Genomic DNA, 20,618 nt, shown 5'->3' on the forward strand with positions numbered 1-20,618 from the left:
TTGTCCAAATACGGCGAAATGAGTATGTTGTTGAGGTGAGCATCTTGAAAACTCAAAAACAGCAATATGTGACAATAAAAGGTACAAAAAACGGATTAACATTACAGTTAAATGATGACTGTTCGTTTGATGACCTTCTTTCTGGCTTGCGAGAGGTTCTTTTACTTGAGCAATATACAGATGGAAGAGAAGGTCATAAGGTTAATGTGCATATTAAGCTTGGTTTTCGGTATTTAACAGAGGATCAGGAAATGCGTTTGACTGAAGCAGTCTCTGAAAATGAACATCTCGTCATTCACTCTATTGAAAGTGACGTCATGTCAACTGAAGAGGCGAGACGATTAAAAGCAGAGGCTGACATTACCTCTGTAGCCAAAATTGTGCGCTCTGGACAGGTACTGTATGTCGAAGGAGATCTCTTATTAGTAGGAGATGTCAATCCTGGCGGAACGATTCGTGCAGGGGGAAATATTTTTGTGCTCGGTGCTTTAAAAGGCGTGGCACATGCTGGATGTAATGGGAATAAACAAGCTGTCATTGCGGCATCTCGTATGATTCCAACACAGCTTCGCATCGCACAAGTGTTTAACCGTGCACCAGATCAAAAAGAAGATGGAAATGAAATGGAATGTGCTTATTTAGATATAGATGGCAACATGATCATTGAACGCCTGCAGCAATTGGCTCATATAAGACCTAATCTGACAAGGCTTGAGGGAGGAATGTGAAATTGGGCGAGGCTATTGTGATTACCTCAGGAAAAGGCGGCGTTGGCAAAACAACAACATCTGCAAACTTAGGCACAGCACTAGCAATTCAAGGGAAAAAGGTGTGTCTAGTTGATACCGATATTGGCCTTCGGAATTTAGATGTCGTGATGGGGCTTGAGAACCGCATTATTTATGATCTAGTCGATGTAGTAGAAGGAAGATGTAAAATTCACCAAGCGCTTGTAAAAGATAAGCGTTTCGAGGATCTTTTGTATCTTTTACCCGCTGCTCAAACAAGCGATAAAACGGCTGTAGAGCCGGAGCAGATCAAAGAATTAATTCAATCATTGAAACAAGACTTTGACTATGTCGTCATTGATTGCCCTGCTGGAATTGAGCAAGGCTTTAAAAATGCTGTATCTGGTGCAGATAAGGCAATTGTCGTGACGACGCCTGAGATCTCAGCTGTAAGAGATGCCGACCGTATCATCGGCTTGTTAGAACAAGAAGATATCGAACCACCTCGTTTGATTGTCAACCGTATTCGTACACACATGGCGAAAAGTGGCGATTCAATGGATGTGGATGAAGTTGTCCATCACTTATCGATTGATCTTCTTGGCATTGTCGCTGATGATGATGACGTGATTAAGGCTTCAAACAATGGTGAACCGATTGTCATGGATGCTAAAAATAAAGTCTCGATTGCGTATCGTAATATCGCCCGCCGCGTACTAGGCGAATCTGTTCCACTTCAATCATTTGAAGATGAAAACAAAGGAATGTTTGCGAAGCTGAAAGCATTTTTTGGTGTAAGAGCTTAATAAGCATTCAGGTAAGATGAGACCGATTCGATCAGAATCGGTCTTTTTGTTGCATATCAGATGAGATCGCCACATAAAATGTACAAACTGTTTGTATGTAAAGGGTGATCTCATGAAAAGAGTGGACGAGTACCGAAAGAAAATCGCGCAGCGCCGCAAAACGAAGCAGTCAGCTGCTCCATCTAAGAAGACGACTTTTAAGAAAAAAGAGGATATCCCTCCATGGGTCATGCTGACAGAGGAAGAAAAGCATTCAGGGTCGTCTTCCTTTGAATCGTCGTCTCATCAGCCGAAGAAATATCAGCATCCGCTATTTAACCCCAATGCCTTTGTGCTGAAATGTTTATTATCTGCGTCTCTTGTGTTGATTGCAGCCATTTCATTTAAAGGTCAGGCAGGGCCGTTTCAGCAGCTGAAGCCGATCATTACGCAGACCTTTGAGCAAGATTTTCAATTTGCTGCTGCCAATCGCTGGTTTGAGAAAACAGTTGGAAACCCCCTTGCCTTTTTAACAGACAAAAAGGAAGACCAAAAAGATGTACAAGCGAACCAAGAACTGGCCGTACCTGCTTCTGGAAAAGTACAGGAATCCTTTACGCAAAATGGAGCAGGTGTCAAAATCGAAACATCGGCTGAAGCGATTGACAGTATGAAGGAAGGCTATGTAGTAGAAGTGAAAAAGAAAAGTGACACAGGGCTGACAGTGGTCGTGCAGCATGCGGATAACAGCTATAGCTGGTACGGTCAATTAAAGGAAGCCAATGTGGCCTTATACGATTTTGTCGATAAGGGTGAGAAAATTGGCCAGATCTCACTGGATGATCAAGGAAAGGGCACGTATTACTTTGCCATTAAGCAAAATGAACAGTTTATCGATCCTATTCAGGTGATGACCTTTGAATAGATGGCTGGTCATGCTGACGAAAATTCACATTCATCCGCTGCTGTGGATTGTGATGGCGTTTGCGATCCTCTCTGGTCAAATCAAGCCGCTGCTTTGTCTGCTCATTATCGTCTTTGTCCATGAGCTTGGACATGCAGCGGCTGCTTGCTATTATCATTGGCGCATTCGGCGGATTTTTCTACTCCCGTTTGGCGGAGCGGTAGAAGTAGAAGAGCATGGGAACCGCCCGCTAAAGGAAGAGCTGGCGGTCATTTTATGCGGGCCGCTCCAGCATGTACCGCTCCAGCTAATGGCGTGGTTTTTCATGGAAGCTTCTCTTATTTCACACGACATTTTTACGATGTTCACTTTTTATAATATGGCGATTTTCCTTGTGAATCTTTTGCCGATTTGGCCGCTAGATGGCGGGAAATTATTCTTTTTGCTCTTATCAGCATATTACCCTTTCCAACGTGCACATGCCCTTGCCATAAAAGGCTCCCTTGTCTTTTTTAGTCTGTTGACAGGCGGATTACTTTTGTTTGCGCCGCTTCAATTCAACGGCTGGGTGCTGCTCACCTTTTTAGCCTATTCACTCGTGATGGAGTACCGGCAGCGGCATTATGTCAGGGTTCGTTTTTTACTAGAACGTTATTACGGTAAAAAAGAGCAAAAGGTAGAAAAGCTGATTCCGCTGAGAGCGAGCGCTGAGGAAAAAGTATATGAAGTCATGGCGCGATTCCAAAGAGGCTGTAAGCATCCGATTATTATTGAAAGAGATGGCGTGAAAATGAGCCAGCTTGACGAAAATGAACTGCTTCATGCATATTTTTCAGATCGAAGAACTACCTCCTCCATGGAAGAGCTTCTTTTGCCGTACTAGTGATGAAAATACGTTGACATTCTGCGTCTAATTTGATATATTTTTTAATGTTATGGATATGTAGCACCCGTGCTACAACCGCGCGAAGCAGGTGTAAAGAGCCTAAGGCCCCCTGTATTCGGCGAGTCTGAGTTTATTAGGAGGTGCAGAGATGTACGCAATTATCGAAACTGGTGGTAAACAAGTAAAAGTTGAAGAAGGTCAAACTGTTTATGTTGAAAAACTAGCTGCTGAAGCAGGTGAAACAGTAACTTTTGAAAACGTATTGTTTGTCGGCGGAGACACTGTCAAAGTGGGTAACCCTTCAGTTGCTGGAGCAACAGTAACGGCTAAAGTTGAAAAACAAGGTCGCGGTAAGAAAATTACTGTGTTCAAGTACAAACCGAAGAAAAACAACCACAAGAAACAAGGTCATCGTCAACCTTACACTAAAGTTGTTATCGAAAAAATCAACGCTTAAGGCGTGTGAGTGATATGATCAAAGCAACCATTACTCGGTCGGCAGCAGATGAAAGCATTACGTCTTTTCAGATGACTGGACATGCCGAGTTTGCTGAAAAAGGTCAGGATCTCGTTTGTGCAGGAGTATCTGCTGTTGTTTTCGGTTCAGTCAATTCAATTATTGCACTGACAGGATTGGACCCTCTGCTTGATATTGGCGAGGAAGGCGGCTATTTCTCTTTTGAATTGCCGGCTGATACAGATCCAGTATCCTTTGAAAAAGCCCAGCTGCTTTTAGAAGGCATGGTCGTTTCCTTAGAAACAATCGAACGAGATTATCACGATTATGTGAGAATATCTACAAAAAAATAGGAGGTGAACTTCATGCTTAGATTAGATCTTCAATTTTTCGCATCTAAAAAAGGGGTAGGTTCTACAAAGAACGGACGTGACTCTGAGTCTAAACGTTTAGGCGCTAAACGTGCTGATGGTCAATTCGTAACTGGTGGTTCTATCCTTTATCGTCAACGTGGAACGAAAATCTATCCAGGTGAAAACGTTGGACGCGGAGGCGACGACACTCTTTTCGCTAAAATCGACGGAACAGTTAAATTCGAACGTTTCGGTCGTGACCGTAAAAAAGTGAGCGTATATCCTGCGGCACAATAATTGCTAAAAACTCCGGTCATTGACTGGAGTTTTTTTCACTTTTTACAAGTAGTATCGAAGATGAAAAAGAGATGCACTCCATCAATATCAAAGAACGTTTGCTGACTTTGCCTCATTTTCTCCTATAGATCAGAAAAAACAACCTTTCCTCACATAACTAGTGTTTTTCTATGCTGTCTTCTCTGTTATAATTCAGGGAGACATATTGATGATAAGACTCCTAAAAGAGAGACCAAACGATTGGGAGTGCGATAATGGAAGAGATATCAAGTAAACAAAACGAAAAATTAACTCACGTTGCATTAACAAATGAATTGATCTATCTGCTCAGTCGTTCAAGACATGACTGGATGAATAAATTGCAGCTGATCAAGGGCAACTTGACATTAGAAAAATATGACCGTGTGTTTGAAATTATAGAAGAAATGGTCATTGAAGCACAGCATGAATCCAAACTCTCAAATTTAAAAATTCCCCAATTGGCCTATTACTTTCTAACATTTAATTGGGAGTCGCATTTTATCACCTTAGAATACGAAGTGCTTGGTGAAACCCGAGACTTATCAGCATATGAATCGCAGCTGCTAACGGTATCACAGGAGTTGTTTTCGATATTCGATCAATCAGTTTGCCAGAAAACTGAAAATCATTTAACGGTCACGTTTCAAACAGATCATGAAGAGAATGATGTGATCTTATATTTTGATTTCAAAGGAAAATTAACAAGTTTGGATGCGTTAAATGCGTTTCATGACGCAAACTATCCATGTATGAGTGTAGTTCAATTTCATGTGACAAGTCATGAGTCCATGATCGAGCTTTGTTTGAGGCAAGAATGAGATATGTGATGCAGAGAAACGGAGGAAGTTATGTTTGTAGATCAGGTTAAAGTGTATGTTAAAGGCGGTGACGGCGGAAACGGTATGGTGGCGTTTCGTCGTGAAAAATATGTGCCAAAAGGCGGACCGGCTGGCGGCGATGGTGGAAATGGTGCAGATGTTGTATTTGAAGTAGACGAAGGACTCAGAACATTGATGGACTTTCGTTATAAGCGCCATTTTAAGGCGGATCGCGGCGAGCACGGAATGAGTAAAAACCAGCACGGCCGAAATGCGGAAGAAATGGTTGTCAAAGTTCCGCCCGGTACGGTTGTGACGGATGCAGAGACGGAACAGGTACTCGCAGACTTAACAGAGCATGGACAGCGGGCAGTCATTGCAAAAGGCGGACGAGGCGGACGTGGAAATTCACGTTTCGCAACACCGGCAAACCCTGCACCACAGCTTTCTGAAAATGGCGAACCAGGTAAAGAGCGTGACGTCATCTTAGAATTAAAAGTACTTGCAGATGTTGGACTTGTTGGTTTCCCAAGTGTCGGGAAGTCGACACTGCTTTCAATTGTCTCTTCTGCGAAACCGAAAATTGCAGATTATCATTTCACAACGCTTGTGCCGAACCTAGGAGTTGTCGAAACAGATGATAACCGAAGCTTCGTCATGGCGGATCTGCCAGGACTGATCGAAGGCGCGCACGAAGGTGTTGGCTTAGGTCATCAATTTTTACGCCACATTGAGCGGACACGCGTCATTGTCCATGTCATTGATATGTCAGCACTTGAAGGACGTGACCCGTACGAAGATTATGTGACGATTAATGAAGAGCTTGAGCAATACAATATGAGATTGACTGAGCGTCCACAAATCATTGTAGCGAACAAAATGGACATGCCAGATGCTGCTGACAATCTAGCGGCATTTAAAGAAAAATTAACGGATGACTATAAAGTGTTCCCAATTAGTGCGATCACAAGAGAAGGGCTTCGTGAGCTTTTATTTGAAATCGCCAATCAGCTTGAAACAACACCGGAATTCCCGCTTTATAATGAAGAGGAACTGTCTGATAACCGCGTAATGTACAGGTTTGATGAGGGAGATGCACCATTTGAGATCACAAGAGATCCTGACGGTACATTTGTCATAACGGGTAAAGCACTTGAGCGACTGTTTAAGATGACAGATTTCTCAAGAGATGAGTCCGTGAAACGATTCTCTAGACAATTGCGCGGAATGGGTGTCGATGATGCCTTGCGTGAGCGTGGTGCACAAGACGGCGACATCATTCGTCTGCTTGAATTTGAATTTGAATTTATTGATTGATCAAAAGGAGGGTCCAGTCCATGGGCTCTCCCGTTTTTAAAAGGGGAGAAAACAGGTGAAAGAAGAAACGTTCTATTTAGTAAGAGAGGATGTCCTTCCAGATGCGATGCGAAAAACGCTTGAAGTCAAAAAGCTTCTCGATCGCAAAAAAGCGGATTCAGTTGCCGATGCTGTTCAACAAGCGGATTTAAGCCGCAGTGCTTTTTATAAATACAGAGATGCTGTTTTTCCATTTTATACGATGGTGAAAGAGCAGATCATCACATTGTTTTTCCACCTTGAGGATCGGTCTGGGGCTCTGTCAAGACTGCTGCAAATTGTGGCTGACTCTGGCTGTAATGTGTTATCCATTCACCAAACGATTCCGCTGCAAGGAAGAGCGAATGTCACCCTATCCATTAGCACGGCTGGTATGGCAGATGATATCAATACAGTCATGAATCAATTAAGAAAACTTGAATTTGTCGAAAAAGTTGAAATTCTAGGTTCTGGGGCGTAAAAGGAGAGATCATAGCAGATGAAGCAATTAACTGTAGGTTATTTTGGACCAGAGGCAACATTTACTCATTTGGCCGTATGCTCTTGCTTTCCAGCAGATGCAGTGCAGCGTGCCTATGCAACGATTCCGCAATGTATGGATGCTGTGTCAAAAGGCGAAGTCGATTTGGCGGTCGTTCCACTTGAAAATGCACTCGAAGGATCTGTAAACTTAACGATTGATTATTTAATTCATGAAGAAGCGCTGTCCATTGTTGGTGAAATGACAGCACCGATTCGGCAGCATTTGCTTGTCCACCCATCAAGAGCGGAAAGCTGGGAGACATTAGATGTGATCCAATCACATCCGCACGCGATTGCCCAGTGTCATCAATTTCTGAAAAAGCAGTACCCAGATATTCCGCATCGTCCAGTTGAATCAACAGGTTATGCAGCGAAATATATCAGTGAGCATCCGGATGAAGCTGCTGGGGCCATTGCGAATGAAATTGCCGCACAAACGTATGGTTTAACGATTGCAAAAAAAGACATTCATGATTATCCGCACAATCATACACGCTTTGTTATTTTACATAAAGATCCTAAAGCATCGTTCCCAATGAATGCAGGGTTCTCATCGAAGCCAAAAACGACCATTGTCGTCAGTCTGCCAAAGGATGACCAATCAGGTGCATTGCACCGCGTGTTATCTGCCTTTTCTTGGCGAAATCTCAACTTGTCAAAAATTGAATCTCGTCCAACAAAAACTGGTCTTGGACACTATTTATTTATTATAGATATAGAAAAAGAAATGGATGATGTCCTTGTCCCTGGTGCGATTCAGGAATTAGAAGCAATTGGCTGTGAAGTCAAATTGCTCGGCAGCTACCAAACATATGAACTAACGAATGAAAAATAGTGTCCCTTATAGGACACTATTTTTTTAGTCTTTAATTAAAAAGCCAGCATCATCGAGCGCTTGGATGGCTTGGTCAAGCTGCTTTTGACTGTAAGAAGTGAGTGTATGTAAATGCACACCGTCTGTTAGTTCTGACAAGTAGGAGGCGCCCGTGTTAGAAATATGATGAACGAAATCAGCTACTTGCTTGCGAGTGCTGACGCGAATCGAGGCCGTTAGTTCACCGTAAACAGGGTGCTCTATAATCACATCTTTTACCGTCACCCCAAAATCTACAATTAAGGTCAGTTCCTCTTCTGTACGAACAGGATCATGCTTGCAGGCGATGATTTGTTCAATTTCTCTTTCTGGCGCATGCTGAGATGCCATATACACATAGCCTTGACTTGTGGCAATAATGGGTTCGTTTTTTGCTTTCAATAGTGAGATATCTTGTACAATGACTTGTCGAGAGACAGCCGCCTTTTTAGCCAAAAAGCTTCCGGTGAGCGGTGTATCTGTCTCTTTTAGCCACTCTAAAATGGCGTTTCTTCTCTCTTCGCCAATGAGTTTCCTCTCTTGCTCCACGTCTTATGCTCCTTTCTTCTCCTTTTGCAATTGTTCAAATGTATGCAAAAGCTGATCGATGTCCTCTTTTGACGACTTCGATCCAAATGATAGTCGAATGAATTGAAGAGCATCACGGTCTGATACGTGCAATGCCTTCACAGCCGGGGAAGGATGATGATAACCAGAAGCACATGCGCTTCCAGTCGATATACAAATCCCATGCCGGTTACATGCTAACATTACATATTGTCCTTCAAACCCTTCAAAAAAACAACCAATAATATGAGGCAGCATAAGGCGATTGCCATTGTTCTGAAGTGTACGAACAGGAAGCTGTCTCATTTTCAGATGCTGAAGAAAATAATCACGAAGCTGCTCATTTTGCCGTTTTTGCTCATCTAGCTTAAGCATTAATTGTTCGCTCGCAGCAGCAAAAGCACCGATGCATGGAACATTCACTGTTCCAGGGCGGAAGCCATTTTCCTGAACTGCACCTGAATATAAAGGCTTCCAAGGAACGTGAGCGCCCATATAGACAGCACCAGCGCCCTTAGGTGCATACACTTTATGGCTAGAGATGGATACGGCATCAACCCCAAGCTCCTTGATGGACACACGAACCTTTCCGAATGTTTGCACGGCATCTGTATGAAAAAGAATGTGCCTTTCTTTTAAAATGGGTGCTAATTCAGCGAGCGGCTGGATAATCCCTGTTTCTGAATTAGCATGCTGGATAGATACTAATCCTGTTTCAGGCAATAATGCATCTTTGAGAATGTCCTGAGTGATGATCCCATCTTGATTCGGTTCAATGATCGTAACCTTCGCGCCAAGACGCTCTAAGCTCTTAACCGCATGATGAACAGAAGGATGCTCTACAGAAGTTGTGATGACATGCTGCCTGTCTGCTGGCAGACCATTTGCCATCGATTGAATCGCAAGAAGATTGGATTCCGTTCCGCCGCTTGTAAAGTAGATGCCCTCTGGTTCGCCCTCAAGAATGGCAGCGATTGATTGTCTGCTGTAAGTCAGTATGTCATTTGCTCTTCCGCCTGCATCATGTAGACTGCTTGCATTCCCGTAGCAATCTTTACTTAGCTGATGAAAAACATGCAGTGCCTCCTCCGAAACAGGTGTAGAAGCTGCGTAATCTAAATAAACCAATCCATCCATCTCCTATGAGAAAATTTTTTCTTGTATTTATTGTAGTGTTGTGTAATGATATGTGTCAAGACAGGTGTAAATGACAGGAGGGGCGATGGTGTCATCAATCAAAAAAATCATTGTGGTGGGATCAGGCATTGCAGCGCTTTCCTTTGCAAAAACCATTTCAGCAAGCTGCGAAGTCATCATGATGACAAAAAAACAATTTTCCTCTAGTAATTCCATGCTTGCACAAGGAGGAATCGCTGCTGCCTTTTCAGCACAGGATTCTGTTCATCAGCATGTACAAGACACATTAGCCGCCGGCTGTGATCACAATGATGAAAGGGCGGTACAAGAGATCGTACGTCTTGGAAAGCATATGGTGGAGCAGCTCGTAGAAGAAGGCTGTCCATTTGATCAAACGGAGACGGGCGTGCCGCAATTAGGTAAAGAGGGGGCGCATACGACTCATCGCATTTTGCATGCAGGAGGAGACCAAACAGGTAAAACCCTCGTGCAGTATTTAAAAAATCAGCTTGGCTCACATATTCATTTATATGAAAATTCCCATGTCGTTGATCTGCTCGTTCACGAAGGAACCTGCATAGGAGTGGTCTGGAAAGATGAGAAAGATCGCGTACATACCATGACCGCAGATGCCGTTGTTTTATCCACGGGCGGCTGCGGCTCCCTATATGAAACAAACACAAATGACCCTTCTGTAACAGGAGACGGACTGATGATGGCTTATCGAGCCGGAGCACAATTAGCTGATCTCGAATTTGTTCAATTCCATCCCACCCTCTTGACGATCGCTGGAAAAGCAGTCGGTCTCGTTTCAGAGGCAGTCCGAGGAGAGGGAGCCTATTTAGAAGATGAAACAGGCAGGAGGATCATGAAAGGCATTCACCCACAAGCTGATTTAGCGCCTAGAGATATTGTCGCTAGAGCTATTTTTCATGAACAGCAATTAGGTCATGATCTGTATCTCAATATCAGCGAAATTCCACATTTCTCAGTTCGTTTTCCAGCCATTGCTGCAATGTGTGAGCGTGCAGGTGTCGATATAGCAAGCGGCAGGCTCCCAGTTTCCCCTGGTATGCATTTTTTAATGGGCGGAATCTGCGTGAATGAATATGGAGAAACGACGGTTCCATCTCTTTTTGCTATCGGAGAAGCGGCCTGTACAGGCTTACACGGAGCGAACCGATTGGCGAGTAATTCTCTCTTGGAAGGTCTCGTTTTAGGAAACAAAGCGGCACGGAGAATTGAACAAGTACCTAAACAGAAAAAAACAATCCCCTCTTTCTCAATTCAGGAAATATGGTCCGTGCCAGAGATTTCAGAGAATCAGTTGAGACAATGGATGACGACATATGCCGCAATTGTAAGAGACGAAAAAGGGCTAAAGACCTTACTGCAAACATTACAGCAAGTCCCTTATCAGCAAATGAATGTGAAGGATATCACAAGTGAACAGATCGAATTAAGCAATCAATGGACATTAGCGATTTGTCTTGTGAAGTCTGCATTACTTCGTACAGAAAGTAGAGGCGGTCATTATCGATTGGATTATCCAAATCGGAATGATGCATTATGGCGGGGCGTGCAAATTGTCCATGAAAAAGGCCACATTCACATGATGAAAAATGAAAGGATCGGTGCCAAATGGAACGTTTACAGTTAAAACAAATGCTGACTCATTTTTTCACAGAAGATATTGGTTTTGGAGATGTATCAGCTGATGGCATTTTTGGAGAAAAGAAAGGAACAGCCTATATCATCGCAAAACAATCGGGTGTATTGGCAGGTTCTCAAGTCATTGACATAGGGTACCGCCTGCTGAATGAACAGATTCAGACTGAGTTGTTCTTTGAAGAAGGTGATTGGATTCATTCAGGGGCAGTGCTGGCGAAAATAAAGGGACCAGTCAGCGACTTATTAAAAGGAGAACGGGTCATTTTAAATGTCTTGCAGCGCATGACAGGTATCGCCACTTTAACACATGAAGCAGTGCAGCGATTAGCGGACCCGTCGATTACGATTTGTGATACGAGAAAAACGACGCCCGGCTTGCGTATGTTAGAGAAATACGCTGTGAAGACAGGTGGGGGAAAGAATCATCGCTTCGGCTTATCAGATGGGGTAATGATTAAAGATAATCATATCGCCGCATGCGGCTCTATTCGTGAAGCAGTAGAGAAAGCAAGAGCATATGCCGGTCATATGGTGAAAATTGAAGTGGAAATTGAATCAGAAACGCAGCTAAAGGAAGCCATAGATGCAAAGGCCGATGTCATCATGTTTGACAACTGCTCTCCGGACGAAGTAAAACGTTTTAAACAAATGACGCCGGAGACAATTCTGACTGAGGCTTCAGGAGGCATCACGCTAGAGACATTGCCAAGTTACAGAGGGACAGGTGTCGACCTTATTTCACTCGGTTTTCTGACACATTCTGCCCCAGCATTTGATTTTAGTATGAATATGGAATTCAGTCATAAAGGGGGAACCACTCATGTCACTGCTTAATGTACTCGCGAATCAACATGCAGCCATGATGCCAGAAGAATATAAACACCGCTCTGTTGATGAGATGAAGCAGCGTGTATTAGACATTAAACGAGCCTTTGGATCAAAGCTTTTTATACCGGGGCATCATTATCAAAAGGATGAAGTCATCCAATTCGCAGATGCAACAGGAGATTCATTGCAGCTCGCACAAATAGCCGCGGACAACAAGGAAGCGGAGTACATTGTGTTCTGCGGTGTTCACTTCATGGCTGAAACGGCAGATATGCTGTCAAACAAGAATCAAAAGGTTCTATTGCCAGATATGAGAGCAGGCTGTTCAATGGCAGATATGGCAAACATGAAACAAACGGATAGAGCATGGGAGCAGCTCACTAATCTGTTTGGGGAGACAATTCTTCCACTTACGTATGTCAACTCAACAGCTGATATTAAAGCATTTGTCGGAAAGCATGGCGGGGCTACTGTGACATCATCAAACGCTAAAAAAGTGCTGGAGTGGGCGCTCACACAAAAAGAGCGCATTCTGTTTCTCCCTGATCAGCATTTAGGGCGTAATACGGCCTTTGATTTAGGCATTTCACTTGAAGAAATGGCTGTCTGGGATCAAATAGAAGAAAGGCTCATCACCGATCAGCCTCTTTCCCGCATCAAGATGATTTTATGGAAAGGCCATTGCTCTGTCCATGAGAAATTTACGGTGCGGAATATTGAAGAAACGAGAAAAAGAGACCGTGACATTCAAATTCTTGTCCATCCAGAGTGCACGCATGAAGTCGTCACGGCTTCTGATCTTGCCGGTTCAACGAAATTTATTATTGATACGATCAAGGAAGCAGCAGCAGGAAGCAAGTGGGCGATTGGAACAGAGATGAATTTGGTCAAGCGAATCATAGATCAGCATCCAGATAAACAAATCGAATCCCTCAATCCGGATATGTGTCCATGTTTGACGATGAATCGGATCGATCTCCCTCATTTGTTATGGTCACTAGAAAGCATAGAGAAAGGTGATCCGGTCGGTTTGATTCAAGTCAATGAAGACACGACAAAAGACGCTTTACTTGCACTGAATAAAATGCTCGCCATTAAATAATGAATCAGCCCCTCCTATCAGAAAACAAGTTTTTATCATATCGGCTTGTAAATAGGCATAAATTTATGGTGAAACATATTGTACTTCTGACATAACCGTTACGTTCACGTTTTGCATAGGAGGGGAAAACGTTGAAAATTCATATTGTGCAAAAAGGAGACTCCCTTTGGAAAATTTCAAAGAAATACGGAGTCGACTTTCAAGAATTGAAAAAACTAAATTCACAGCTCAGTAACCCAGATTTGATCATGCCGGGTATGAAGATCAAGATTCCATCTAGTGGTGTTCCTGTAAAAACAGATCATCAGAAAGCAAAAGAAATGCCAAAGCCGAAAGAACATCCGTATGTGAAAGAAAAGCCAAAAGATGTCGTGCAAGTGCAAGATACGAAGCCGAAAGAAAAGCCAAACGAACCTGTACCTTATGTACCGCCAGTGCCAAAGATCGAGCAGCCAGCTTTTCCACAAGTCGATGTGAATTATTATCAGACCAATCTCTACCAGCCATTCACGCCTCCTCCCAAAAAAGAACATCATGAGAAAAAAGATCACGTTCATGAAAAGAAAGATCATGTTCATGACAAAAAGGATCATAAAGATCATGTTCATTATGAGAATAAGGAGCATAAAGACAACAAGGACCATTTCCATCATGAAAATAAAGGTCATTTAAAAGATGAAGTGGCAAAGGGGTATGATCCGTTTATTCATATTCCGCATCAAAAGGAGGAGGGAAAAGATATGGAGCACAGCAATTACCCAAACCTTCCTAATTTCCCGCAAATGCCGAATGTAGGAGGCGCAGCGGTAGGGGGAATGGCTGAGAATAAGGAACATCATCACCATCACCAGCATCATGACGCATATGATCCTTATTATGGTCATGGTCATTACATGCCGGCAATGTATCCATATCCGCAGCAAATGGTGCCAGCATCGCCAATTTTACCAGGGTCAGGTCTTTGCTATCCTGTCCAGCCATATTATCACCATCACATGATGCCATATCCATACCCAGCGCAGCCGTATTATCCTGCGTATCAAGCGCCAGCTTATTATGGAGAACATTATGAACATCATGCAAACGATGGGCATCACTGGCACCACCATATGCATCCAAATGCCAATGCCAACGCAAATGTCAATGCGAACGTGAATCAAGGCTTTTATCCAAATGTTTCAAATGAAGCTTATGGCAAGGAAGACTGCGGATGTGATGATGGCATGAAGCAGCATCAGCCATGGCCAGGACATTACCCGAATCCTGTACCTTATGGCCAAATGGGGGCTTATCCAGCTCAGCCTTATATGCAGCCATATCCAGGTCAATCTGTTTTTGCAAGACCAGAGGAAGACGGAGAAGAGTAATAACAGAAGGAGCGATCTCAATCGTTCCTTTCAGCGTGTAGACAAACCCTCGCATTCTTTGTCAGGGCTGTGCTCCGGTGCTCACGAATGTCAAATTCGCTCCGCTCCTGTGCTCACCCTTCCTAGACTGCAAAGGTTTTCTATCACGCTGAAAAGAAGAAAAAGGGCTAAAATAAAGATCATTTTAGCAAACTGGAGGGAACGATCTCAATCGTTCCTTTTTTTGTTTATAACTGACAGCTTGATTTTTCCCCAAACTGTACATGCTAAAACAGAGCCTGTTTCGCGCTCATGAGATTGAATTTGTACAGGGGGTTTTTCGTTTGAGACAAAAATGGCAAAAAACGATCGCATTAGTGCTTCTTCCTATTGGGTTAACGGCATGTGGTACAAATGACAATGCAGGTGTAGATACACGTCATAATCAATCAGGTCAGCCAGTCGGATATCATTCGAATAACCGTGCGGATGACAATAACCAAGATCATCAAGGGCCAGTTTCTGAACTCATGGAGGGAATGAACGGTGGGAATACAACGAATGTTGATTATCGCACCCGCCCTCAAGCAGATGATCGAACGCCTCTCGCAGGTGGTGACGGACGCTACAGTCATGGAGATATGAACTATCATAACCAAATGTCGTTCTCTGGCTACGATAAACAAGAGAATGTGCAGCGTTCAAGAAAAATTGCCAATCGCGTCAATAAAATGAACCACGTTGCAGACTCACAGGTGATGGTAACAGATGAAAATGTGTATATTGCCATTAAATCAGATGGACGTCTGACGTCAGAGGGCGTATCACAAGTGGAAGAAGCAGCGACTCGTTATGCGGATGGAAGAGCTGTCCAAGTCATTAAAGACGAGGGAGCTTTCACACGCTTTAGAGATATGAGAAGAACACAATTTGAAACAGGTCAAACAGGCATGACTCGATAAGTAAAAAAGGCTAAAGTTCCTCAAGAACTTTAGCCTTTTCTTAAAAATAAACCTTAATGCCTATATAGAATTCGTAAAAGAAATAACAGCCAAATCCAAGTAATAAAATACCAGCAATAATGGATGTCCATTTGATCATCGTTCGATTCATCACTTTTCTTGTTAAGGATACAAGGGTGAGAAGACTGATGTCATGAAGGAGAAGGAGAATCCCTGCCAAAATACCGCCTGATGCCAGCATAAATTCAGATGAATCTGTTTTTGTATATGCATCTGCCAGTACAGCTCCGAATACAGAAACCCAGAACACAAGGTTTCCAGGAGACACCGCGACAAGCAAGCCGTTTCTGTACGTTTTTGCGAAAGATTTATTGACTTTTTCGCCAGCTAAATGGATGTCTTGATCCGCATGTTTAATGGAATCGTATGCGAGCATCATTAAGAAGATAGCTCCGATCAGCCAGAGCGGGATTTGGACAAATGGCAGTGATAAAAACTGAGCAAATCCAGCATACAAAGCCATGATTAGTAAGAGATCAATGGTCATGCCGCCTGCTCCTACAGTTAAACCATGAAAGAAGCCGTTTTTTAATCCTTGTTTTGTCATTTCAACCGTGATCGCTCCAACTGGTAGAGCAATTGAGAATCCTATGACGATAAATGTGAGAAATGTTTGCAATCGACTAGAACTTCCTTTAAAAAAGTCTGTATAAAAATTCTCCGTTTAGATTAATTATACATAATAGGAGAAAAGGATCAATGATTATTTCAGATTTTATCTAAATGTTTGAGGAGGATGATGTATATAAAGGTGTATATCAAGCTGGCTTTATCTCTTTTGTAGTGAAAAGGAACTATTTTCCTAAAACTCCTTTTTTTCGTGGCATCTCTATGCTACACTGTTGTGGAAATGAATAAATGTGACTAGGGGTGCCCGCGGCTGGGCTGAGAGAGAAGTGTATGCTTCTTAACCCTTTGGACCTGATCTGGCTCGTACCAGCGTGGGGAAGTTGAAGATGATACATGTGTCTTATAAATGAGATTCATGTTTATTTCTAACGACGAAACCAGGTTCTGTTCATAGAGCCTGTTTTTTTTGCTGGTGCTGATTCCATCCTGTCCGGTGACAAGAAGAGAAGGAGAGAACAGCAAATGAAAGAAAAGAAAAATACCCTAACAACTCAATCGTTATTATCAAGCTTTGATGGCAGCCGAAAGGTGTATGAGAAAGGGTCAAGACCTGACATTTTAGTGCCAAAAAGAGAGATTGCCCTCTCACAAACGGTGACGCAGGCAGGAAACATTCAAAATGAACCGATTCGTGTGTACGATACGAGTGGACCTTACACCGATGAGCGTGCCCATATCGATGTTACAAAGGGGCTTCATCGTCTGAGAGCGGCATGGATCGAAGAAAGAGGGGATACAGAAAGTTATGAAGGACGTCATGTAAAACCTGAAGATAACGGATATCGCTCCAAAGAGAAATCGTCACATCAGCATGTTCTTACTGATTTTCATCATGAGCCGCTTCGCGCAAAACAAGGTGCCTGTGTGACGCAAATGCATTATGCAAAAAAAGGTATTGTGACGCCTGAAATGGAGTTCATCGCGTTAAGAGAAGGGCTAAGTCCTGAGTTCGTGAGAGAGGAAGTAGCCAGCGGAAGAGCCGTCATTCCAGCGAATATTAACCATCCTGAAAGTGAACCGATGATTATCGGAAGGCATTTTCATGTCAAAATCAATGCGAACATTGGCAATTCAGCTGTGACATCATCCATTGATGAAGAAGTTGAAAAAATGACTTGGGCAATCAGATGGGGTGCAGACACTATGATGGATCTGTCTACAGGAAAGGACATTCATACAACGAGAGAATGGATCATACGCAATTGCCCAGTCCCAGTAGGCACCGTTCCCATTTATCAGGCGCTTGAAAAGGTGAATGGCGTGGCAGAAGATTTGACGTGGGACGTGTACAGAGACACGTTAATTGAACAAGCAGAGCAAGGAGTAGACTACTTCACGATACATGCGGGTGTGCGATTAAGGTATATTCCGCTGACAGTCGATCGGGTAACCGGAATTGTTTCAAGAGGCGGTGCCATTATGGCAAGATGGTGTCTTGCTCATCATCAAGAGAATTTCCTTTATACCCACTTCGAAGATATTTGTGAGATTATGAAAACGTATGATATTGCCTTTTCACTTGGAGATGGGCTTAGACCAGGATCAATAGCTGATGCCAATGATGAAGCGCAGTTTGCAGAGCTGGAAACGTTAGGTGAATTGACAGAGATCGCTTGGAAACATGATGTTCAGGTGATGATTGAAGGACCTGGGCATGTTCCAATGGATAAAATCAAAGAGAATGTAGACAAACAAATGGAGATTTGCAAAGAGGCACCATTTTATACATTAGGACCTCTTACAACAGATATTGCTCCGGGATATGATCATATTACATCTGCCATCGGCGCAGCTATGATCGGCTGGTATGGAACAGCGATGCTATGCTATGTGACGCCAAAAGAGCATTTAGGGCTGCCGAACAAAGAAGATGTAAGAGAAGGTGTGATCGCCTATAAAATTGCTGCACATGCTGCTGATCTAGCAAAAGGACATCCTGCTGCTCAAAAGCGCGATGATGCTTTATCGAAAGCAAGGTTTGAATTTAGATGGCGGGACCAATTCAACCTGTCACTTGATCCAGAAAGAGCGATGGCGTTCCATGATGAAACATTGCCTGCCGAAGGCGCTAAGACTGCTCATTTTTGCTCAATGTGCGGGCCGAAGTTTTGCAGCATGAAAATTTCCCATGATATTCGCAATCAATCAGAAGAAGTAAAAAAAGAGATGGAGAAGAAGGCGAAGGAGTTTATCAGCCAAGGAAGTCAAATATATTCATCCTAAAAAAGAACCTCGCACGCATGTTGTGCGGGGTTTTATCAGATCGCGGATAAGGCTTTTCTTAAGAGGTGGAAAAATGCCTTTAATGCAACCCCTATCATGTCCAGACTCGGAATGAGGGCATCTGTTAAATGAAACACGACTGTTTGTCTTTCTGGGGATGTTCGTTTCTTTTTCCGTTTCATAAAGAAAACCTCCTTTTTAAAATAATATACTTCTTTGCAAAGAAGAGGGATAGAGATATTGTTTGAATTTAAACAAAATTTAAACTTTTTGTGTTTGAAAGGAAAGAAGGAGGGGAAACGAGTTGAGTAGAGAATGAATGAAAAGAGCCGATCTATTTGGCCAGCTAACAAGAGAGAGTGGAAGGTGATCTTATGATGAAAGTATTTAAGGTAACATTTCATATGAACAATGGGGAAGTGCTTGATTTCGAGCTAAAACGTCCAGCTACCTATGATGTGTATAAGAAAATTGAAGAAGCCAATCATTGGTTTAAGCTGAATAATGAAATCATTAACTTATTAAATGTGAATAGCATCCATGTTGAAACAGATTGACACAGAAAAGCCGCTCAGTGAGAGCGGCTTTCATTATGCAGAGAAATCATTCCGATTATTAAGCTGGCCGCGAGACAGCCAGTTCTTTTTATACAAATAAGCAATCACTTCAAGCCAAAGACGCGGTGCTTTTTTCGGGAAGAAAGGTTTTTGATAATAAGCGTAAGCGGCTTTTAAGTCATCCCATTGGTGGCATGCTTTTGTTTGTGTGAAACGGGCAACGTCGATGACCCTGACCTGTCCTTCCTTCGTTAAGATCAGATTCCTTAGGTGGATATCAGAAGGGTTCAATCCTTTCTCGCGTGCTTCTTCTAGCGCATCATCGACTTGTTCAATCATTTGTTTTTTAATAGGAATCCCCTTTGTGAGGCATTCATAGAATGTATATCCTTTAATATATTCCATTAAAATATACTGATCCCCAGATTCATAAATCTCAGGGTAGTAAGACGAACCAGAAAGTTTTTCATAAATGGCGGCTTCCTTGCGGGCAATATGCTGATAAGAAGGGAAAAAGACTTTTAACGCCATTTTCTTGCCGTTTTTTTTGTATGAAAAGACATAGGCACTTCTTCCTTTGCCGCACAGCTCAAGCTCTGCCGGTTTAAAGGCAAGCTTATGAAGACGTTTATCCTCATGATACTGAATCGATTCGGCTAATCTTTTGACTTCTGACATTGACTTCACCTTCTTTGGTTTCAGTTTATGCGGCTGAAAAACGAATGATGAAAAAACCGAGCATTCGATAAAGCAATGGATTGTATAAAACATACCATTTACGAATGAAGGATACAACGAAAGACTCTTCCCATATATTCATGTCATCGATTTGGTTAATGTTTAGAAAAATGGGTCAAACTACATATGTCATGCATCGATCTCATGTTTTAAAGAGGTGTAAATAGTGAAAGTGAAGATGAAATGTTTCGTTACAGGACTTATCATGACAAGTGTGCTTTTTTTCGCTACGGATATGGAAGGAAAAGAACACTTGCAAAAGCAGTCAAACTCGATCACCGTACAGCTTGAAAAAGTTTATCTAGACGGAGATGTGAGTATTGAAAGACACCGGGCATCATTAGAAGACAAAGACACATTCTGGTCGCAGTATAAAGGCTGGACGCTAGTAGAGCAGAAAGAGGATTTTGCGCTTTTTAGAAAGCAAATTGATGATATCTCTCCATTAAGTAAAGCAAATGGATATATCGGATTATCAGAGGACGGTGTGATTTCTACGTTTCATGGAAGGCCTGACGGCTGGGCGGAGCCCATTCATCTCTTTTTTCAAATTGATACGTCCCGTTTAGAAAGTCATGTGGAGGAGCAGCTTGAGCAAGGCATTCCTTTTCGAACAAAGGATGAATTTGAGCATGTGCTTGAAGTCATGAAGCCTTACCGAAATGAAATATCGTTTTAAAGCGTATAACAGCTTGCTGGTGTGAAGGCCGCAAGCTGTTTTTCGTGGTGTCATCGTAAAAATGCATTGAGCGAACGTATGTTAACTTTTATTGCGGTTTTCTTCTCGATTTATGTTACAATGAAGAACAGTCAAAGA

Annotated in this window: 24 protein-coding genes, 1 riboswitch and 1 other annotated feature; of the genes, 19 read left to right on the plus strand and 5 right to left on the minus strand. The window is 42.7% G+C overall.

Features of this window, described 5'->3' with window-relative positions; genetic code table 11:
- Positions 1-44: 44 nt before the first annotated feature.
- From minC to pheA, 11 genes are all read left to right on the plus strand, one after another.
- Complete coding sequence (minC, locus tag MHH40_RS16830; protein WP_050943653.1) at positions 45-728, plus strand: septum site-determining protein MinC; 684 nt, start codon at positions 45-47, stop codon at positions 726-728.
- Between the two features lie 2 nt (positions 729-730).
- The gene (minD, locus tag MHH40_RS16835; protein ID WP_003216504.1) at positions 731-1,534 is read left to right on the plus strand and encodes a septum site-determining protein MinD; all 804 of its coding nucleotides are present in this window, start codon (positions 731-733) and stop codon (positions 1,532-1,534) included.
- 112 nt (positions 1,535-1,646) lie between these two features.
- Positions 1,647-2,438, plus strand: coding sequence for a M23 family metallopeptidase (locus tag MHH40_RS16840; protein ID WP_050943654.1), 792 nt, complete (start codon positions 1,647-1,649; stop codon positions 2,436-2,438).
- Positions 2,431-3,300, plus strand: coding sequence for a M50 family metallopeptidase (locus MHH40_RS16845; protein ID WP_034620586.1), 870 nt, complete (start codon positions 2,431-2,433; stop codon positions 3,298-3,300). The genes MHH40_RS16840 and MHH40_RS16845 overlap by 8 nt, the downstream gene beginning before the upstream one ends.
- A gap of 66 nt (positions 3,301-3,366) precedes the next feature.
- Positions 3,367-3,439, plus strand: a sequence feature (ribosomal protein L21 leader region).
- Between the two features lie 12 nt (positions 3,440-3,451).
- Positions 3,452-3,760 (plus strand): 50S ribosomal protein L21, encoded by a 309-nt coding sequence (gene rplU, locus MHH40_RS16850; protein WP_003216781.1) that lies wholly within the window; start codon positions 3,452-3,454, stop codon positions 3,758-3,760.
- Positions 3,761-3,774: 14 nt separating this feature from the next.
- Positions 3,775-4,113 (plus strand): ribosomal-processing cysteine protease Prp, encoded by a 339-nt coding sequence (locus tag MHH40_RS16855; protein ID WP_003216478.1) that lies wholly within the window; start codon positions 3,775-3,777, stop codon positions 4,111-4,113.
- A 12-nt stretch (positions 4,114-4,125) separates the two neighbouring features.
- A complete protein-coding gene (gene rpmA / locus MHH40_RS16860) occupies positions 4,126-4,410 on the plus strand; it encodes a 50S ribosomal protein L27 (protein WP_003216586.1) in 285 nt (94 codons plus the stop codon).
- A 254-nt stretch (positions 4,411-4,664) separates the two neighbouring features.
- Positions 4,665-5,249, plus strand: a complete 585-nt coding sequence (locus tag MHH40_RS16865) for a sporulation initiation phosphotransferase B (RefSeq protein WP_003216825.1) — start codon at positions 4,665-4,667, stop codon at positions 5,247-5,249.
- A 30-nt stretch (positions 5,250-5,279) separates the two neighbouring features.
- The gene (gene obgE, locus MHH40_RS16870; RefSeq protein WP_003216191.1) at positions 5,280-6,566 is read left to right on the plus strand and encodes a GTPase ObgE; all 1,287 of its coding nucleotides are present in this window, start codon (positions 5,280-5,282) and stop codon (positions 6,564-6,566) included.
- Between the two features lie 55 nt (positions 6,567-6,621).
- A complete protein-coding gene (locus MHH40_RS16875) occupies positions 6,622-7,065 on the plus strand; it encodes an ACT domain-containing protein (RefSeq protein WP_003216269.1) in 444 nt (147 codons plus the stop codon).
- Between the two features lie 18 nt (positions 7,066-7,083).
- The gene (gene pheA, locus MHH40_RS16880; RefSeq protein WP_034661622.1) at positions 7,084-7,962 is read left to right on the plus strand and encodes a prephenate dehydratase; all 879 of its coding nucleotides are present in this window, start codon (positions 7,084-7,086) and stop codon (positions 7,960-7,962) included.
- Positions 7,963-7,986: 24 nt separating this feature from the next.
- On the opposite strand, the gene MHH40_RS16885 is transcribed toward pheA, so the two are convergent.
- Together MHH40_RS16885 and MHH40_RS16890 are read right to left on the minus strand one after the other, a co-directional pair.
- Positions 7,987-8,529 (minus strand): transcription repressor NadR, encoded by a 543-nt coding sequence (locus tag MHH40_RS16885; RefSeq protein WP_050943655.1) that lies wholly within the window; start codon positions 8,527-8,529, stop codon positions 7,987-7,989.
- A gap of 3 nt (positions 8,530-8,532) precedes the next feature.
- A complete protein-coding gene (locus MHH40_RS16890) occupies positions 8,533-9,675 on the minus strand; it encodes an IscS subfamily cysteine desulfurase (protein WP_050943656.1) in 1,143 nt (380 codons plus the stop codon).
- Between the two features lie 94 nt (positions 9,676-9,769).
- Here MHH40_RS16890 and nadB point away from each other — a divergent pair, with 94 nt between their 5' ends.
- The 5 genes from nadB to MHH40_RS16915 all read left to right on the plus strand — a co-directional run bounded on the left by nadB (position 9,770) and on the right by MHH40_RS16915 (position 15,593).
- Positions 9,770-11,344 (plus strand): L-aspartate oxidase, encoded by a 1,575-nt coding sequence (gene nadB, locus MHH40_RS16895; protein WP_050943657.1) that lies wholly within the window; start codon positions 9,770-9,772, stop codon positions 11,342-11,344.
- Positions 11,326-12,189, plus strand: coding sequence for a carboxylating nicotinate-nucleotide diphosphorylase (gene nadC / locus MHH40_RS16900; RefSeq protein ID WP_003216390.1), 864 nt, complete (start codon positions 11,326-11,328; stop codon positions 12,187-12,189). Before nadB ends, nadC begins: the two co-directional genes overlap by 19 nt.
- The gene (gene nadA, locus MHH40_RS16905; protein ID WP_050943658.1) at positions 12,176-13,285 is read left to right on the plus strand and encodes a quinolinate synthase NadA; all 1,110 of its coding nucleotides are present in this window, start codon (positions 12,176-12,178) and stop codon (positions 13,283-13,285) included. Before nadC ends, nadA begins: the two co-directional genes overlap by 14 nt.
- Positions 13,286-13,416: 131 nt before the next feature.
- Positions 13,417-14,652, plus strand: coding sequence for a SafA/ExsA family spore coat assembly protein (safA, locus tag MHH40_RS16910; RefSeq protein WP_050943659.1), 1,236 nt, complete (start codon positions 13,417-13,419; stop codon positions 14,650-14,652).
- 323 nt (positions 14,653-14,975) lie between these two features.
- On the plus strand, positions 14,976-15,593 hold the full coding sequence (locus MHH40_RS16915) for a YhcN/YlaJ family sporulation lipoprotein (RefSeq protein ID WP_003216228.1): 618 nt from the start codon (positions 14,976-14,978) through the stop codon (positions 15,591-15,593).
- Positions 15,594-15,633: 40 nt separating this feature from the next.
- Here the strand turns inward: MHH40_RS16915 and MHH40_RS16920 are convergent, their stop codons facing one another.
- Positions 15,634-16,272, minus strand: coding sequence for a LysE family translocator (locus MHH40_RS16920; RefSeq protein ID WP_050943660.1), 639 nt, complete (start codon positions 16,270-16,272; stop codon positions 15,634-15,636).
- Between the two features lie 237 nt (positions 16,273-16,509).
- Positions 16,510-16,618, plus strand: a riboswitch (TPP riboswitch).
- Positions 16,619-16,745: 127 nt separating this feature from the next.
- Between MHH40_RS16920 and thiC the strand changes: the two genes are divergently transcribed.
- Positions 16,746-18,506, plus strand: coding sequence for a phosphomethylpyrimidine synthase ThiC (thiC, locus tag MHH40_RS16925; protein WP_050943661.1), 1,761 nt, complete (start codon positions 16,746-16,748; stop codon positions 18,504-18,506).
- 35 nt (positions 18,507-18,541) lie between these two features.
- Here thiC and MHH40_RS16930 read toward each other — a convergent pair whose 3' ends face one another.
- Positions 18,542-18,688 carry a hypothetical protein gene (locus MHH40_RS16930; RefSeq protein WP_003216600.1) on the minus strand — a complete coding sequence of 49 codons (147 nt, stop codon included), beginning with the start codon at positions 18,686-18,688 and terminating at the stop codon, positions 18,542-18,544.
- A 192-nt stretch (positions 18,689-18,880) separates the two neighbouring features.
- Between MHH40_RS16930 and MHH40_RS16935 the strand changes: the two genes are divergently transcribed.
- The gene (locus tag MHH40_RS16935; protein WP_003216799.1) at positions 18,881-19,063 is read left to right on the plus strand and encodes a hypothetical protein; all 183 of its coding nucleotides are present in this window, start codon (positions 18,881-18,883) and stop codon (positions 19,061-19,063) included.
- Positions 19,064-19,096: 33 nt separating this feature from the next.
- Here MHH40_RS16935 and MHH40_RS16940 read toward each other — a convergent pair whose 3' ends face one another.
- Entirely contained in the window at positions 19,097-19,741 is a 645-nt protein-coding gene (locus MHH40_RS16940; protein WP_050943662.1) for a serine/threonine protein kinase, read from the minus strand.
- Positions 19,742-19,979: 238 nt separating this feature from the next.
- Between MHH40_RS16940 and MHH40_RS16945 the strand changes: the two genes are divergently transcribed.
- Positions 19,980-20,480: an intercompartmental signaling factor BofC gene (locus tag MHH40_RS16945; RefSeq protein ID WP_170966011.1), complete on the plus strand. Its 501-nt coding sequence runs from the start codon at positions 19,980-19,982 to the stop codon at positions 20,478-20,480.
- Positions 20,481-20,618: the final 138 nt, after the last annotated feature.

It is taken from the genome of Bacillus sp. FSL K6-2431 (genome assembly GCF_038005165.1).
In the GTDB taxonomy this organism is placed as follows: domain Bacteria; phylum Bacillota; class Bacilli; order Bacillales; family Bacillaceae; genus Bacillus; species Bacillus pumilus.

Excerpts from the sequence above, each read along its gene's own strand:
- MHH40_RS16840 (WP_050943654.1), top strand. The coding sequence starts at position 1,647 with ATGAAAAGAGTGGACGAGTACCGAAAGAAAATCGCGCAGCGCCGCAAA.
- rplU (WP_003216781.1), top strand. The coding sequence starts at position 3,452 with ATGTACGCAATTATCGAAACTGGTGGTAAACAAGTAAAAGTTGAAGAA.
- MHH40_RS16855 (WP_003216478.1), top strand. The coding sequence starts at position 3,775 with ATGATCAAAGCAACCATTACTCGGTCGGCAGCAGATGAAAGCATTACG.
- rpmA (WP_003216586.1), top strand. The coding sequence starts at position 4,126 with ATGCTTAGATTAGATCTTCAATTTTTCGCATCTAAAAAAGGGGTAGGT.
- MHH40_RS16865 (WP_003216825.1), top strand. The coding sequence starts at position 4,665 with ATGGAAGAGATATCAAGTAAACAAAACGAAAAATTAACTCACGTTGCA.
- obgE (WP_003216191.1), top strand. The coding sequence starts at position 5,280 with ATGTTTGTAGATCAGGTTAAAGTGTATGTTAAAGGCGGTGACGGCGGA.
- pheA (WP_034661622.1), top strand. The coding sequence starts at position 7,084 with ATGAAGCAATTAACTGTAGGTTATTTTGGACCAGAGGCAACATTTACT.
- nadB (WP_050943657.1), top strand. The coding sequence starts at position 9,770 with ATGGTGTCATCAATCAAAAAAATCATTGTGGTGGGATCAGGCATTGCA.
- nadC (WP_003216390.1), top strand. The coding sequence starts at position 11,326 with ATGGAACGTTTACAGTTAAAACAAATGCTGACTCATTTTTTCACAGAA.
- nadA (WP_050943658.1), top strand. The coding sequence starts at position 12,176 with ATGTCACTGCTTAATGTACTCGCGAATCAACATGCAGCCATGATGCCA.
- thiC (WP_050943661.1), top strand. The coding sequence starts at position 16,746 with ATGAAAGAAAAGAAAAATACCCTAACAACTCAATCGTTATTATCAAGC.
- MHH40_RS16930 (WP_003216600.1), bottom strand. The coding sequence starts at position 18,688 with ATGAAACGGAAAAAGAAACGAACATCCCCAGAAAGACAAACAGTCGTG.
- MHH40_RS16935 (WP_003216799.1), top strand. The coding sequence starts at position 18,881 with ATGATGAAAGTATTTAAGGTAACATTTCATATGAACAATGGGGAAGTG.
- MHH40_RS16940 (WP_050943662.1), bottom strand. The coding sequence starts at position 19,741 with ATGTCAGAAGTCAAAAGATTAGCCGAATCGATTCAGTATCATGAGGAT.
- MHH40_RS16945 (WP_170966011.1), top strand. The coding sequence starts at position 19,980 with ATGAAATGTTTCGTTACAGGACTTATCATGACAAGTGTGCTTTTTTTC.